Annotated in this window: 13 protein-coding genes and 2 pseudogenes; 9 read left to right on the forward strand and 6 right to left on the reverse strand. The window is 63.1% G+C overall.

The features are described from left to right. Positions 1-95: 95 nt before the first annotated feature. The 7 genes from ACIPL0_RS08975 to sctU are packed head-to-tail and all read left to right on the forward strand — an operon-like array spanning position 96 to position 4,516. The gene (locus tag ACIPL0_RS08975) at positions 96-548 is read left to right on the forward strand and encodes a type III secretion system HrpP C-terminal domain-containing protein (protein ID WP_400599150.1); all 453 of its coding nucleotides are present in this window, start codon (positions 96-98) and stop codon (positions 546-548) included. Continuing rightward, entirely contained in the window at positions 545-1,261 is a 717-nt protein-coding gene (locus ACIPL0_RS08980) for a type III secretion system protein (RefSeq protein WP_400599151.1), read from the forward strand. Before ACIPL0_RS08975 ends, ACIPL0_RS08980 begins: the two co-directional genes overlap by 4 nt. Further along, positions 1,251-1,664 (forward strand): FliM/FliN family flagellar motor switch protein, encoded by a 414-nt coding sequence (locus ACIPL0_RS08985; protein ID WP_400599153.1) that lies wholly within the window; start codon positions 1,251-1,253, stop codon positions 1,662-1,664. The genes ACIPL0_RS08980 and ACIPL0_RS08985 overlap by 11 nt, the downstream gene beginning before the upstream one ends. Continuing rightward, complete coding sequence (gene sctR / locus ACIPL0_RS08990) at positions 1,661-2,314, forward strand: type III secretion system export apparatus subunit SctR (protein ID WP_400599154.1); 654 nt, start codon at positions 1,661-1,663, stop codon at positions 2,312-2,314. The genes ACIPL0_RS08985 and sctR overlap by 4 nt, the downstream gene beginning before the upstream one ends. Before the next feature lie 7 nt (positions 2,315-2,321). Then, positions 2,322-2,588, forward strand: coding sequence for a type III secretion system export apparatus subunit SctS (gene sctS, locus ACIPL0_RS08995; protein WP_093458684.1), 267 nt, complete (start codon positions 2,322-2,324; stop codon positions 2,586-2,588). Then, positions 2,589-3,383 carry a type III secretion system export apparatus subunit SctT gene (gene sctT, locus ACIPL0_RS09000; protein ID WP_400599156.1) on the forward strand — a complete coding sequence of 265 codons (795 nt, stop codon included), beginning with the start codon at positions 2,589-2,591 and terminating at the stop codon, positions 3,381-3,383. Between the two features lie 56 nt (positions 3,384-3,439). Continuing rightward, positions 3,440-4,516: a type III secretion system export apparatus subunit SctU gene (gene sctU / locus ACIPL0_RS09005; RefSeq protein WP_400599157.1), complete on the forward strand. Its 1,077-nt coding sequence runs from the start codon at positions 3,440-3,442 to the stop codon at positions 4,514-4,516. Positions 4,517-4,914: 398 nt separating this feature from the next. Here sctU and uvsE read toward each other — a convergent pair whose 3' ends face one another. The 4 genes from uvsE to ACIPL0_RS09025 form a co-directional block, all read right to left on the reverse strand. Further along, the gene (uvsE, locus tag ACIPL0_RS09010) at positions 4,915-5,982 is read right to left on the reverse strand and encodes a UV DNA damage repair endonuclease UvsE (protein ID WP_400599159.1); all 1,068 of its coding nucleotides are present in this window, start codon (positions 5,980-5,982) and stop codon (positions 4,915-4,917) included. A 190-nt stretch (positions 5,983-6,172) separates the two neighbouring features. Continuing rightward, positions 6,173-7,249, reverse strand: coding sequence for an alkene reductase (locus ACIPL0_RS09015; RefSeq protein WP_400599161.1), 1,077 nt, complete (start codon positions 7,247-7,249; stop codon positions 6,173-6,175). 19 nt (positions 7,250-7,268) lie between these two features. Beyond that, complete coding sequence (locus ACIPL0_RS09020; protein ID WP_400599163.1) at positions 7,269-8,285, reverse strand: LLM class oxidoreductase; 1,017 nt, start codon at positions 8,283-8,285, stop codon at positions 7,269-7,271. Between the two features lie 265 nt (positions 8,286-8,550). After that, the gene (locus ACIPL0_RS09025; RefSeq protein WP_400599164.1) at positions 8,551-9,471 is read right to left on the reverse strand and encodes a LysR substrate-binding domain-containing protein; all 921 of its coding nucleotides are present in this window, start codon (positions 9,469-9,471) and stop codon (positions 8,551-8,553) included. Between the two features lie 202 nt (positions 9,472-9,673). Here ACIPL0_RS09025 and ACIPL0_RS09030 point away from each other — a divergent pair, with 202 nt between their 5' ends. Both ACIPL0_RS09030 and ACIPL0_RS09035 read left to right on the forward strand, forming a co-directional pair. Then, positions 9,674-11,080 (forward strand): amino acid permease, encoded by a 1,407-nt coding sequence (locus tag ACIPL0_RS09030; RefSeq protein ID WP_400599166.1) that lies wholly within the window; start codon positions 9,674-9,676, stop codon positions 11,078-11,080. A 158-nt stretch (positions 11,081-11,238) separates the two neighbouring features. After that, entirely contained in the window at positions 11,239-11,967 is a 729-nt protein-coding gene (locus ACIPL0_RS09035; RefSeq protein ID WP_400599167.1) for an MBL fold metallo-hydrolase, read from the forward strand. Between the two features lie 269 nt (positions 11,968-12,236). On the opposite strand, the pseudogene ACIPL0_RS09040 reads toward ACIPL0_RS09035, so the two are convergent. Together ACIPL0_RS09040 and ACIPL0_RS09045 are read right to left on the reverse strand one after the other, a co-directional pair. Continuing rightward, a pseudogene (locus ACIPL0_RS09040) lies at positions 12,237-12,773 on the reverse strand (methyl-accepting chemotaxis protein); the annotation flags it as partial. Positions 12,774-13,412: 639 nt separating this feature from the next. Next, positions 13,413-14,219: pseudogene (locus ACIPL0_RS09045) on the reverse strand (cache domain-containing protein); the annotation flags it as partial. Between the last annotated feature and the right edge of the window lie 230 nt (positions 14,220-14,449).

The following is a 14,449-nucleotide window of genomic DNA, read 5'->3' on the forward strand; positions in this document are numbered from 1 at the left end:
TCAAGACCACATCCCGCCCGCAACCACATCCCCAGCCGCGCCCCCAGGCCCGTCCTCAGCCAGCGACAGCCGAACCGCGCCCGGACAATCGACCATTGACGACCTCGCGCCGTGCCGAACCGGACCGCCTGCGCTCGGCCTGGCCCCAGGGCGATCAGCACGACGCCTTGAACGCCGATGGTCTGTTCTTTTCGCAATTGCTGATCACACCGGTCAGCGCCGAGCCGGATCAGTCCGGGTTCGGCGGCAGCGGCCTCAGCCTGTTGCCACCCGCAGACGGCGTGCCCACACAGCTGATCGACGAACTGGCCGAACGCCTGCCCGATCACCTTGAAGGTCCGCTCAACGTGACTCTGCTGATGCCCAGTCTGGGCAAGGTGCAGGTCAACGCCAGCAAGCGCGACAACCAGTGGACGGTCGAGCTGGGCTTTGCCCGACGCGGCGTGCTGAAACGTCTGCAGCCCCATCAACGGGCCTGTCAGCAAGCGCTGACCGACGCCTTGGGGCATGACGTCGACCTGTCCTTTCAGGAAGAGGACGCCGCATGAAGACACTGTCGCTGCGTCACGTCGATACCGCCACCGCAGCACTCAGCCGTCGACTGGGTGCAGGTGCGAGCCTCCATTTCAGCGCCCAGGCCATGGCCGGTGAACTGAGCCTGCAGCCGCTGCTGGATAACCGCCCGCCAAAGTACATCTGGTTCAGCAGCGCCATCGGCCTGATCGGCCTCAGCGACGCCGAGGCCCTGCTCAGCCTGCTTGGCGAACTGCCGGTGACGCTGGCCGGCACGCATCAGCCCTGGTACTGGCAGGTGATCAATCAGCAATTCAGTGCGCCGGTCGCGGAACTGCTTGGCCCCCTCGAGCCACTCAGCGACATCACTGCACTGCCTGTGGACACGGTGAGCTGGCGGATCGAGGTGCATCTGGGCGAACAACGCCTGCATGGCCGGATCTGCGCCGAGGCACCGGTGCTGGCCCGCCTGCTCGACGGACGCGGCTGGCACCTGTGGCAACAGCCGCTCGCCGAGGACATGCCGTTCAGCCAGGCGCTGGAGCTGGGCGAGGTGTCGCTGAGTCTGGCGCAACTGGCCTCGCTGCAACCCGGCGATGTGCTGTTGCCGCCGCTCTGTCACTTCGACAGCGACGGCAACGGCCGCCTTCGTCTGGCCGGGCGCCAATGGGCAGTGCACACCGACAGCCACGCAGAGCGGCTGTTCGTGCAGTTCAGTCATGAGGAAGCCCTGGAAGATGATCGATGAAGCGCTGTACGAAGACGAACCGCAGACTTTGGCGCAGGACGCCTACGCCGAGGACGAGCACGGCTATGACGATCATGACGAGGAACTGAACGCCGAAGACCTGGCAGATTCATTGCCGACCGACCCTGACTTTTCCTCTGACACACCCTCCGCGTACTCAGACGCTCCGCCCCTGGACCCTCTCGATCAACTGCCCATGGCCCTGACCCTGCGCTGCGGCCAGTTGCAATTGACCCTCGGCGACCTGCGCCGGATCGCCGCCGGCAGCGTGCTCGAAGTCAGCGGCATCGCCCCCGGTCATGCCACCCTGTGCCACGGCGAGCGCGTGGTGGCCGAAGGCGAACTGGTCGACGTCGACGGCCGCCTCGGCCTGCAGATCACCCGTGTGGCGTCGCACCCATGATCATGGACGGGATGAACCCGGTCCTGCTGGCGCTGTTTCTCGGCGCGCTGTCGCTGATACCGTTTTTGCTGATCGTCTGCACCGCCTTTCTGAAGATCGCCATGACCCTGCTGATCACCCGCAACGCCATCGGTGTGCAGCAGGTGCCGCCGAACATGGCGATGTATGGCATCGCCCTGGCGGCGACCATGTTCGTCATGGCGCCGGTCGCCCACGAAATCCAGCAGCGGGTGCATGACCATCCGCTGGAACTGGGCAGCACCGACAAGCTGCAAGCCAGCGCCAACACGGTGATCGAACCGCTGCAACGCTTCATGACCCGCAACACAGACCCCGACGTGCTCGCCCACCTGCTCGATAACACCCAGCGCATGTGGCCCAAGGAGATGGCCGACCAGGCCAACAAGAACGACCTGCTGCTGGCGGTGCCGGCGTTCGTGCTGTCGGAATTGCAGGCCGGGTTTCAGATCGGCTTTCTGATTTACATCCCGTTCATCGTCATCGACCTGATCGTCTCCAACCTGTTGCTGGCGCTGGGCATGCAGATGGTCTCGCCGCAGACCATTTCCCTGCCGCTCAAGCTGCTGCTGTTCGTGCTGGTACAAGGCTGGACGCGCCTGCTCGACAGCCTGTTCTATTCCTACATGTGAGGCGGCCATGGAAGCGTTGGCGTTATTCAAACAGGGCATGTTTCTGGTGGTCATCCTCACCGCACCGCCATTGGGCGTGGCCGTGCTGGTCGGGGTGATCACCTCGCTGCTGCAGGCCCTGATGCAGATCCAGGACCAGACCCTGCCCTTCGGCATCAAACTGGCGGCGGTCGGCCTGACGCTGGCCATGACCGGGCGCTGGATCGGCGTCGAGCTGATCCAGTTCATCAACATGGCCTTCGACCTGATCGCCCGCTCCGGAGGCGCCCACTAGATGCCATTCGATGCGCAGGGCCTGTTCGAGCTGATGCTGGGCATGGGCCTGGCCAGCGCCCGCCTGCTGCCGTGCATGATTCTGGTGCCGGCGTTCTGCTTCAAATACCTCAAGGGCCCGTTGCGCTATGCGGTGGTACTGGTGGTGTCGATGATCCCGGCACCGACCATCAGTCGCGCGCTGTCGTCGATGCAGGACGACTGGTTTTCCATCGGCGCGCTGCTGCTCAAAGAAGCCGTGCTCGGCACCCTCCTCGGCCTGCTGCTGTATGCGCCGTTCTGGATGTTCGCCTCGGTCGGTGCCCTCCTCGACAGCCAGCGCGGCGCCCTCAGCGGCGGCCAGATCAACCCGGCGCTGGGCCCGGACGCCACGCCCCTGGGCGAGCTGTTTCAGGAAACCCTGATCATGCTGGTGATCGTTTCCGGCGGGCTGTCGCTGATCACCCAGGTGATCTGGGACAGTTATCAGATCTGGCCGCCCACGGCATGGTTGCCGGGCATGACCGTCGATGGCCTGAACGTGTTTCTCGAACAGCTCAACCAGACCCTGCAACACATGATGCTCTACGCCGCACCGTTCATTGGTCTGTTGCTGCTGATCGAAGCGGCGCTGGCGATCATCGGCCTGTATGCGCAGCAACTGAACGTGTCGATTCTGGCGATGCCGGCCAAGAGCATGGCCGGTATTGCCTTCCTGCTGTTGTACCTGCCGACCCTGCTGGAATTGGGCAACGGCCAGATCCAGCAACTGGCCGATCTCAGGCATCTGCTCAGCCAGCTGGTGCAGTTGCCGTGAGCGAGAACATGCAGCCATAAGCGGGAAAACACAGCCGTGAGCGAAAAGACGCAGCCATGAGCGAAAAAACAGAAAAAGCCACGCCCAAAGCCCTGCGCGACGCCCGTGAAAAGGGTCAGGTCGGCCAGAGTCAGGACCTGAGCAAGCTGCTAGTGTTGCTGGTGGTCAGCGAAACCACCCTGAGCCTGGCCGATGAGAGCGTGGCCCGCTTGCAGCACCTGATGTCGCTGTCGTTTCAGGGCGTCGGCCAGCCGTTTCTGCACACCATCGAACAGGTCGGCAGCGAAGGCCTGACCGTACTGATCGGCTTCATCCTCAGCAGCGTCGGCATGGCCATGCTCATGCGCCTGATCGGTAGCTGGATGCAGATCGGCTTTCTGTTCGCGCCCAAAGCATTGAAGATCGATATCAACAAGCTCAACCCGTTTGCCCACGCCAAGCAGATGTTTTCCGGGCAGAACCTGTCGAACCTGCTGCTCAGCGTGCTCAAGGCGGTGGCGATCTCGGCGACCCTGTACGCGGTGGTGAAACCGTCGCTGGGGGCGCTGATTCTGTTGGCCAATACCGACCTCACCACCTACTGGCATTCGCTGCTGGAGCTGTTCCGCCACATCCTCCGCGCCACGCTGGGGTTGCTGCTGGTGATCGGCATGGCCGACTTCGCCCTGCAAAAGTACTTCCATGCGAAAAAACTGCGCATGAGCCACGAGGACATCAAGAAGGAATACAAACAGGCCGAAGGCGATCCGCACATCAAGGGCCATCGCCGGCAACTGGCTCACGAACTGCTCAACCAGGCCCCGAGCGCTCCGCCCAAACCGGTGGAAGACGCCGACATGCTGGTGGTCAACCCGACCCACTACGCGGTGGCGCTGTATTACCGACCGGGGCAGACACCGCTGCCGCTGATCCACTGCAAGGGCGAAGACGACGACGCACTGGCGCTGATCGCCCGAGCGAAAAAGGCCGGCATCCCGGTGGTGCAAAGCATCTGGCTGGCGCGCACGCTGTACAAGGTCAAAGCCGGCCGCCACATCCCCCGCCCGACCCTGCTGGCCGTGGCACATATCTACCAGGTGGTGCGTCAGTTGGAAGAAGTCACCGATGAAGTGATCCGCATTGATGATGCGTAACAGCCATCCTCTCCGACCTGGCTGGACGGCTACGGATCGGTGAATGCCGGGTGCTTTTGATTCTGGCCGCAGGCCGTGGGAGAGAGCTCTGCTCGAGATGGCGGTGGGTCTGTGATCCATGTGGCGACTGACACTCTGCAATCGCGAGCAGAGCTCCCTCCCACAGGTTTTGTGGTGTGCCAGTTGCTTCTGATTCTGGCCAAAGGCCGTGGGAGGGATCCGAGTTTACGAGGGTCGCGAAGGCGTCAGTCCAGACAGCCTTGTGTTGACTGACCCACCGCCTTCGCGAGCAGGGCTCCCTCCCACTTTGTATGGTGGTGTGCCCGGCATGCAGTACCTGTGGGAGCGAATTCATTCGCGATTGGCCGGTAAAGCCGACACATCTTCATCACCTGTTCTCACCCTTCGCGAATGAATTCGCTCCCACGGGAAAGTGAGGTGTCGGCAGCAGCCAGATAGCGGGCATAGAACGCTTCGACCGCAACGTTCTTGTCCTTGGCCTCAAACATGATGTCGAAGCGGTCGAGAAACTGCAGCGCGTAGGCGTTGGTCCACTGGTTCCACATCTGTGCGCTGTGCAGGTACAGGTCGCGCTTGTTGACCACCTGCAGCAGCGCCTCCATTTCCAGTTTGTGTTCGGCGTCGAACCCCAGCGCCTGCAGGCTTTCCGGCGGTTGCGAGTAGTGCATGACCGGGCGCACGCCGCGCCAGCTGTCGATGATGCGGGCAACCCGTGGATCGTCAGGGGCAATGTAGCGGTTCTCGTGGATCCAGCAGTGGTGAATGTCGAGCACCACCGGCGCCAGATCGGCCAGTTGCAGGCAGTCGTCGACGCCATAGGTCTTTTCGTCGTTTTCAAAGGTGATGCAGCGCTGCGCCACCTGCGACAACCTCGGCCACACCGCCCGAACACCTTCGGCACCGAGACGGCCGGCGATGTGCAGGTTGCATTTGAAATCCTGAAAGCGCTGGCCGTAGCCCATCATGCGGATCATGTCGGCGTGGTACTCGAATTCGGCCAGACTGTTTTCCACCACCTCCGGCCGGTCCGAACCCAGCACGCAATACTGGCCCGGATGAAACGACAGGCGGATGTCGGCGCCACGGGCCATGTCGCCAATCGCCGCGAACTGCGCCTGCAACAGGCTCGCCACCGACGGCGTGCGGTAGAAATCGGCGACTTTCGGATGGCTGTAGAACGGCAACAGGTCGCTGCTCAGGCGCAACATTTTCAGGGTCGGTGGCAACTGCGCCACGTACGCCAGCAGACGCAGTTGCGCGACCAGGTTGTGGCGAACGATCTCCAGCAGCTTTTCCTGCGCCACTGCCACGCTGACGCTGTCCATCCAGCGCAAGGTGGTGGTGCGCGGATTGAAATCGCCTTCCAGGGCCTTGAGGTCTTTGGCCGACAGCTCGCGCACCGCGTGGCGGTACTGGCAGGCGAAACCGATGCGGGGCGTGGTCATGATCGTTTCCAGAGAGTGGTTGCCCTTTGAGGGCGGCGGGTGGTGAGAGTTCGACCCGCTGGAGTCGGCTGGACTTGCGCCGTTCACCTGTGGGAGGGAGCCCTGCTCGCGAAGGCGTCAGGTCAGACACGATGATAGCGACTGACACGACGCTTTCGCGAGCAGGGCTCCCTCCCACAGAGCTTACGCGTCACGCCACCCACACCGGATAGTCGATATACCCCCGCGCACCACCGCCGTAAAACGCCTCCTCGCCCGCCTCGGCCAGCGGCCAGTCGTGGCGCAGGCGTTCGACCAGATCGGGGTTGGCAATGAACGGGCGACCGAACACCGTCAGATCGGCCAGACCGTCGTGGATGGCCTGCTGCGCCGACTCAGCGGTAAACCCGCCGGACACCATCAAGGTGCCGTGGTAGGCGGCCCGGAACGACTTCTGAAACGCGGCCTCACCCAGATGACTGGCATGCAGGTAAGCCAGACGCCGCTGCGACAATGCCCCGGCCAGGGCGATCCAGGTCGCCTCTTCACCGTCGAAGCCGTGCAGGTCGGCAAGATGGGCGAACGGCGTGACCCGCACACCGATGCGCGAGGCGCCGATCTCGGCGACCACCGCATCGAGGGTTTCCAGCAGTAGCCGCAGGCGGTTGGCAATGGGCGCGCCGCCGTAACGGTCTTCCCGGGTGTTCAGGCCGGCATTGATGAACTGCTCGAACAGAAAGCCGTTACCGGCATGGATCTCCACACCATCGAAACCGGCGGCAATGGCATTGCTGGCGGCGCGTCGGAACTCGTCGATCACCTGACGAATGCCGGCAGCATCCAGCGCGGCGGGCGTACTGGCCTGGACCTGCGCCGGTTCGCCGTGCTCATCGTAGGCCCGCACCCGGGTCTGCGCCGCCGTGACCGCGACCGGCGCCACCGGCCGTTGACCGGGCGCCAGCAACGACACATGGGACACCCGCCCGACATGCCACAGCTGCAGAAAAATCCGCCCGCCTGCCCGGTGCACGGCGTCGGTCACCTTTTGCCAGCCGGCGACTTGCGCCGGGGTGTGGATGCCCGGTGTCGCCAGATAACCTCGTCCCAGCGCCGACACCTGGGCGCTTTCGGTAATGATCAGACCGGCCCCGGCGCGCTGCGCATAATAGGTGGCCATGTCCGCCGAAGGCACCGTGTCAGGTGTACGGGCCCGGGTCATGGGCGCCATCACCACCCGGTTGGGCAGTGGCAGGCCGGCCAGATCGTAGGGTTGAAAAAGAGCTGACATGGCGCGTCCTCCACAAGGGTCATGCGTGAGACGGAAAGTGCGGCAGCACGTATTCACCGAGCTCGTCGAGGATCTCGTTGTACGGCTGGCGGCTGACTTTCGGGTTCAGGGCGATGTGCGACACCCCGGCGGCCTGCGCCTGCTCCAGGTAGTTGCGCAGGCCGTTGCGCCCGGCACGGAAGCCGCCCTGAATGCGCTGGAACGGCTGATCGGGGTTGCGGCTCAGGTCGAAATAGCCGCCCAGGCCCAACGGTTTGAACACGTTCTCGCCTTCGGCGGCGCGGACCTGGCCGTGCCAGCTCTCACCGAGCATGGCCAGATGGTCTGGAGAGGCGGCGCCGGCCAGATAGCCGTCCAGGTTCGCCGCCAGCCACTCGATGCTTTGTTGGGCCTGACCGACGGCAATCGACGGGATCCGCCCGAACGGCGCACGGGGCACCAGGTCGAGGTTGCCGGTCGAGCCGCCGAAGCGTTCGGACTGAAAGGTCGGAAAGCGCTGTTCGATCAGGGTGCGCATCACGGCGAAGGCATCGCGGTAACGTTCGCCACGGCTGTCGAAGTCGATGCCGAGCATCGGGTAATCGCTGAAACGGTCACCCGAGGACAGCCCCAGCACCAGCCGCCCGCCGCTGAGTTGATCGAGCGAAGTCGCCTGTTTGGCCAGGTACATCGGCTCGTGGGTCGGCAGGACGATGCCAGTGGTGCCCAGCACGATGCGCTGGGTCGCCGCCGCGAGAAAGCCGATGTACACCAGCGGATCGAACATCTGCGCGACGTCGTTGTAGTGCGGGTCGTAGAACGGAATGTCGCGCATCCACAGCGCGCCAAAACCCAGTTCTTCTGCACGCTGGGCCATCTGCACATGCCCCTGCATGGTCGGCGCGGCACGGCCGAAATGGGTTTCCAGCGGCAGAATCAGGCCGATGGTCAGCGCATTGGGTTGAAACAGGCGCTGGAAGCCGGGATGCCGCTCAAGGGCCGGATGCGGCAGCGGCAGGCGGGTCGACGTGGCAGAGGTGGGCGTGGCGAGGGTCATGGTGGCAGTCCCGTTGGTTAACGATGGCTGCAGTTTTATTGATTCCCGGCGATGGATAAATATGGGTTGGCGACCGTGACTCGGGCCTGACATTCCCCAATCACATCCTCGCCATGCCGCACGCATACCCCTGTGGGAGGGAGCTCTGCTCGCGATGGCGGTAGGTCTGAAAACACACTGCTGAATGACCCACCGCTATCGCGAGCAGAGCTCCCTCCCACAGGTCATCAGTCGCTCGGAGAATTGGCGCATAAGTCACGTTTTTTCAGACACGGCCCTCTCCCCACGGCACCCCGTCCTGCCAGCGCTGCACCAGCAAATCGATGAAGATCCGCACCCGCGGCGACAGGTGGCGTTTGCTGGGGTAGACGATGCGGATCGGGTCTGCCGGCGCGCGGAAGTCTTCCAGTACTTCTACCAGGGTGCCAGCGCGCAGGTCGTTGCCGGTGATGTAGGTCGGCAGGCGGATCAGGCCGAAACCGGACAGCGCCGCCTCGCGCGCCGCTTCGGAACTGTCGATGTTCAGCCGCCCCGGCTGGTCGTGGGTGAAGGCACCAGCGGCGCTGTGGAACTGCCAGGCGATGCTGTGTTCGCCACTGAGCAAGGCGATGGTGTCGTGCCCCGTCAGATCCTCGGGGGTCACCGGCACGCCACGCCGGGCCAGGTAGTCGGGCGAGGCACACACGCAATACTGCTGCCAGCCGACAGTGCGGGTCAGCAGTTGCGAGTTGTCATTGATCTGGCCGATGCGCAGGGCGATGTCCACGCCCTCCTCGACCAGATCGACAAACCGGTCGGTGAACCAGATATTGGCGCGCAGTTCCGGCCATTGCTTCAGGTAGACCTCCAGCAGCGGCAGGATATGGCGCTGACCGAACGACAGCGGCGCGGTGAGTTTCAGCGTGCCGGTGGGCTTTTCCCGGCGCCGGGCCATGGTCGATTCGACCTCGTCGAGGTCTTCGAGAATCTGCCGCCAGCGCTCATAGGCCACCCGGCCTTCATCGGTCAGGCTGAGCTTGCGCGTGGTGCGGTTGAGCAGGCGCACGCCCATGCGGCTTTCCAGGCGCACGATGCTCTTGCCCACCGCCGAGCGGGTCAGGCCCAGGGTGTCGGCAGCCGAGGTAAAGCTACCGGCCTTGACTGAGGCGACGAAGGCGGTGATATCGCCGAAACGATTGGCTTCCATCGGAAATCGGCTCTCCAGCAGACGGGACTGCGCGTCCCCGACAATGACTAAAAGGCCATTATAGGAGCTCACCAGGCGACAGCAGTCATGTCGCAAACGGATGTTCACAGGGCGTGCCCGAGTAATTCGCCGGTCGATCCGTACGGGTATGGTGGCGGCGCGTTTGTGCGCGTCCATTCTCAGACATAAGAGAAAGAACATAATGATCAGCCCCGGTTTCGAGGATTCGAACACCCAGCTGGCGCAAGGCTTCAAGCCGCGCCACGTCACCATGCTTTCCATCGCCGGCATCATCGGTGCCGGTCTGTTCGTCGGCTCCGGCCACGCCATCGCCGCCGCCGGCCCCGCCACCATCGTCGCTTATCTGCTGTCCGGCCTGCTGGTGGTGCTGGTGATGCGCATGCTTGGCGAGATGGCCGTCGCCAACCCCGACACCGGTTCGTTCTCCACCTACGCCGACCAGGCCATCGGACACTGGGCCGGCTTCACCATCGGCTGGTTGTACTGGTGGTTCTGGGTGCTGGTGATCCCCATCGAAGCACTGGCCGCCGGGCATGTGCTCAACGCCTGGTTTCCACAGGTCGACACCTGGCTGTTCGCCCTGCTGTCGATCGTCGCCCTGTCCGCCACCAACCTGTTCAGCGTGGCCAAATACGGCGAGTTCGAGTTCTGGTTCGCACTGTTCAAGGTGGTGGCGATCATCGGTTTCATCGCCCTTGGCGGCGTCGTGCTGATGGGCTGGTTGCCGGAGCATTCGGTCAGCGGCCTGAACCGCTTGATGAACGACTACGGCGGTTTCGCCCCGACCGGCCTGTCGGGGCTTGCCGGCGCCTTCATCACCGTGATGTTCAGCTTCATCGGCACTGAAGCGGTGACCATCGCCGCCGCCGAATCGAGCAACCCGGCCGGCAACATCGCCAAGGCCACCCGCTCGGTGATCTGGCGCATCAGCGTGTTCTACCTGCTGTCGATCCTGGTGGTGATTTCCATCGTGCCGTGGAACGACCCGCTGCTGGCGTCGGTCGGCTCCTACCAGCGCGCGCTGGAGCTGATGAACATTCCCCATGCCGACTTCATGGTCGACATCGTGGTGCTGGTGGCGGTCGCCAGCTGCATGAACTCGTCGATCTACATTGCCTCGCGCATGCTCTATTCGCTGGGGCGACGCGGCGAGGCACCGAAGTCCATGAAAGCCACCTCGCGCAACGGCGTGCCGCGCGGCGCGGTGCTGGCCAGTACGGTGATCGGCGCAGGCGTGACCATCCTCAGCTGCGTTGCACCGCCCAGCCTGTTTCAATTTCTGCTCGCCAGCTCGGGTGCCATCGCCCTGCTGGTGTATCTGGTGATCGCCATTTCGCAGCTGCGCATGCGTCGCCTGTTCCGGCAACAGGGCATCGAACTGAGCTTCAAGATGTGGCTGTTTCCCTGGCTGACCTGGCTGGTGATCGTGTTCATCACCGCGGCGCTGGGTTACATGCTGGTCACCCCGGAACACCGCCCCGAAGTCACCTCGACCATCGGCCTGGCGCTGGTGATTTCCTTCATCGGCATCCTCCTGCAGCGCAAGCCCGACCAGCCGCAGACCGTGGCTGCGCAGACGGCGGATTGATGGACTGATCGCGTCACCCCGCCGTCCTGGTGGGAGCGAATTCATTCGCGATGCGGTGTTCCAGGCGACAAATATCAGTCGACCGGACCGGCCAATCGCGAATAAATTCGCTCCCACCCTATTCGTCACATGACGGCCAGGCCCATCAGGAAGGCAACATGAAAATCGTCACCCGCGATCAATGGTTCGAGGTTCAGCACAAGGCCGACGGCATCAGCCTGATCCATGAGCCGTACATTCGTCCGTTCTACCGCTGCAACCTGTGGTACGTCGCCGGACGTGACAAGAGCGTGCTGATCGACAGCGGCTCGGGGCTGGTCAGCCTGCGCGAGCAGCTGCCCTTTCTTATCGAGAAACCGCTGTGCGCCGTGGCCAGCCACACCCACTTCGACCACATGGCCGGCCACCACGAATTCCCCGAGCGGTTGGTGCACAGCGCCGAAGCCGACATCCTTGCCAACCCCGATGGCGACAACACCCTGGCGACGATGTGCATGGCCGACCCGATGTTCGACGCCCACCCTGATTGCCCGCTGTGCTACGCCGAGTACCGGGTCAAGGCGGCACCGGCAACGCGGTTGGTCGAGGACGGCGATGTCATCGACCTGGGCGACCGCGTGCTGGAAGTGATCCACACCCCGGGCCATTCACCAGGCGGCATCAGCCTGTGGGAACGCGCCACGCAGACGCTGTTCAGCGGCGATGTGATCTACGACGGGCCGTTGATCGAAGACGCCTACCACAGCGATCTGACCCAGTACCGCAGCAGCCTGGAACGCTTGCTGACCCTGCCGGTTCGTACCGTGCATGGCGGGCATTTCCCGAGCTTTTCCGGGGAAAGGTTGAATACGCTGATTGTCGACTGGCTGCGCGCTCACGATTGGTGAGGCATGTTCCGGCAGCCACGCCGATATAACGGCTGTTTTACAACGCCTTTATATCGGCATGGCGTTGCCCCGGAAACAGGGGGCAGAAAAAAACATTGTCCGTCACGCAACGTGCGCATACGGCTCGATCAAACAAACCCGCAAGTGTGAACAGCGTTCAAGGCACAACCGTATTTATTCAACCGTCTAATTTAAACAGGTTGCGAAATACACCACGGTTTATTCGCAGGTGTATTTCGCTTTTTACGGTTGATCAAACAACGACACGTTTATTGTTTGAACTGGGTCAACTGCTGACTCAAATGCCCGGCCTGATCGCGCAATTCGATGGACTGATCCAGCAAGGTACGAATCGCCTGATCGTTCTGTTCCGAGATCCGGCTGACACCCTGGATCGCCACGGACAACTGCTCACCGGTGGCGGCCTGGCTCTGGGTCTGGCGCGCCACTTCGCTGATCCGCGTGAGGATGTCGCGGGCGTTCTGACGAATCTGCCCGACCCCTTCGGCCGAACTGGTCAACTGCACCACGCCGGTCCGCACCGCCTCGCCGACCTGCTGCACATTGGCCACAGTGTTGCGCACGTCCGAACCGATGGCGCCGATCATCTCGCCGATTTCCCCGGTGGAGCGGCTGGTGCGTTCGGCCAGCTGCCGGACCTCGTCGGCCACCACCGCAAAGCCGCGCCCCTGCTCGCCGGCCCGTGCCGCCTCGATGGCAGCGTTGAGCGCCAGCAGGTTGGTCTGGTCGGCAATGCTGCGAATCACCGCGATAATGCCGGCAATCTGCTGCGAACGTTTCTCCAGATCGCCCACAGCACCGGCCACCACGTCCATGGTCTGGTCGATGTGGGTGATGCCGGCCAGGGTCTGGCTCATGTCGTCGGAGATGTGGGTGGTCAACGCTTCGGTGCTGCGCGCCAGTTGCTCGACATCCTCGGCCTGCTGGGCCATCTCGGTGACCGAGTGCGCCAGGGCCGTCACGCCACTGGCCATTTCCTCGGTCGCGGTGTGTTGCGTGGTGGCGCGCTCGGCGACTGCCTGGGTGGTGTCGCTCAAGTGACTCGACACCTGCATCAGCGCACCGCTGCTGTGACGGATGGTGCCGACCAGTTCGCCCAGCCGGTGGATGAACTGGTTGAACGCCCCGGCCAGCTTGCCGGTTTCGTCGCCACTACGCTGTTCGAAGCGCAGACCCAACTCGCCGCTCCAGCCCTGAATCCCAACGGTCAGACCCGACAGCGGACGAATCTGCCAGCCCAGCAGTTGCCACAGCACGATCGCCAGCACCAACAGGCCGGCCAGGCCGACGCCCACGGCGGTGTAGAGAAAGCGGTTGATGCCGGCCATCGCCTCGGCCTGCGGATAGGCGATCATCAGCGCCCACTGATTCGGCGCCTTGCCGATCTGCACCGGCTGCAGAACGTAGTTCCAGCCGTCGTTCTCGAAGCTCGCGGACTTGCCGGCCTTGATTGCCTCGCGCGCGGCGGCGGGCAAGTCATCAGCGGGCTGGCTCAGGCGGGCGGCATTGGGGTGACTGGCGTACAGGCCGTCGCTGGAAATCAGCGCGGCGTAGCCCTTGAACACATCGATCTTCGCCAGTTGCGCGCTGATCCCTTGCAGCGGGATGTCCACGCCGGCCACGCCCAAGGCCCGGCCGTTCTGCATCAGCGGCACCATGATCGAGGCCAGCATCAACTGTTGACCGCTGGCCGTGCGGTAGATGTACGGCTCCGATGCCCAGGCCCGACCTGTGTGCAACGGTCGGTAGTAATACTGGTTGTCGGCGGTTTCCGGGGCGTAGCCGCTCAGTGCTTCGGACTTGATCGAGCCGTCGGCCCGGTTCCAGTAGGTCAGGTAACGGCCGCTGGCGTCGTGATTGGGCTGGTTGGCGAATTCGCTGTCGCGGCCATCGAAGGCGTTGGCTTCCCAGTATTGGCCGAGCCCCAGCAACTGCGGATTGGCTTCGAGCAACTGGCGCGTCGTTGCATCGGCGGTCTTGCGCTCGACATGCTGACGCTGCAAGGCAGCGGCCACGCTGGCCAGCGACTCGGCTACCGAATAACCCACGCCCAGTTCGACTTCGACCGCCTTGGCATTGCCCTTGACGACGGTTTCAACCAGTGTCGCGTTTTCTTTTACCGCCGAGCCATAGGCAATGTAAGCAATAGCGGCCAATAACAGCAGCATGATTGCCACGGCACCGGTCAATGCGGTCCAGAACAGTTTGAAGTGCAAAGAGCGATTCGACATATATGTTCTCAAGAACAAAACAGGGCACGTCAGCCAGCGCTGCGGTATTCACGGGAATACGCAGTTGTGACCAACAATAAAAGACTTGATATCTGTTTGCCATCATATACACGGAGTGCATCGCCACGCAATGCCGGGATCCAATTGAAGTTGTACGATGTTTAATCATCGATATACCTCAATTGGAGTAACCCGACTTTTATGAATAGGCATCACGACTTTAATGCAGG

The organism is Pseudomonas sp. NPDC090208, assembly GCF_044746785.1.
Taxonomy (GTDB): Bacteria; Pseudomonadota; Gammaproteobacteria; order Pseudomonadales; family Pseudomonadaceae; genus Aquipseudomonas.

Bases quoted from the DNA above. Each gene is read 5' to 3' on its own strand.
- uvsE (WP_400599159.1), bottom strand. From the start codon at position 5,982: ATGACCACGCCCCGCATCGGTTTCGCCTGCCAGTACCGCCACGCGGTG.
- ACIPL0_RS08980 (WP_400599151.1), top strand. From the start codon at position 545: ATGAAGACACTGTCGCTGCGTCACGTCGATACCGCCACCGCAGCACTC.
- sctT (WP_400599156.1), top strand. From the start codon at position 2,589: ATGCCATTCGATGCGCAGGGCCTGTTCGAGCTGATGCTGGGCATGGGC.
- ACIPL0_RS09015 (WP_400599161.1), bottom strand. From the start codon at position 7,249: ATGTCAGCTCTTTTTCAACCCTACGATCTGGCCGGCCTGCCACTGCCC.
- ACIPL0_RS09020 (WP_400599163.1), bottom strand. From the start codon at position 8,285: ATGACCCTCGCCACGCCCACCTCTGCCACGTCGACCCGCCTGCCGCTG.
- sctS (WP_093458684.1), top strand. From the start codon at position 2,322: ATGGAAGCGTTGGCGTTATTCAAACAGGGCATGTTTCTGGTGGTCATC.
- ACIPL0_RS09025 (WP_400599164.1), bottom strand. From the start codon at position 9,471: ATGGAAGCCAATCGTTTCGGCGATATCACCGCCTTCGTCGCCTCAGTC.
- sctU (WP_400599157.1), top strand. From the start codon at position 3,440: ATGAGCGAAAAAACAGAAAAAGCCACGCCCAAAGCCCTGCGCGACGCC.
- ACIPL0_RS08985 (WP_400599153.1), top strand. From the start codon at position 1,251: ATGATCGATGAAGCGCTGTACGAAGACGAACCGCAGACTTTGGCGCAG.
- sctR (WP_400599154.1), top strand. From the start codon at position 1,661: ATGATCATGGACGGGATGAACCCGGTCCTGCTGGCGCTGTTTCTCGGC.
- ACIPL0_RS09030 (WP_400599166.1), top strand. From the start codon at position 9,674: ATGATCAGCCCCGGTTTCGAGGATTCGAACACCCAGCTGGCGCAAGGC.
- ACIPL0_RS09035 (WP_400599167.1), top strand. From the start codon at position 11,239: ATGAAAATCGTCACCCGCGATCAATGGTTCGAGGTTCAGCACAAGGCC.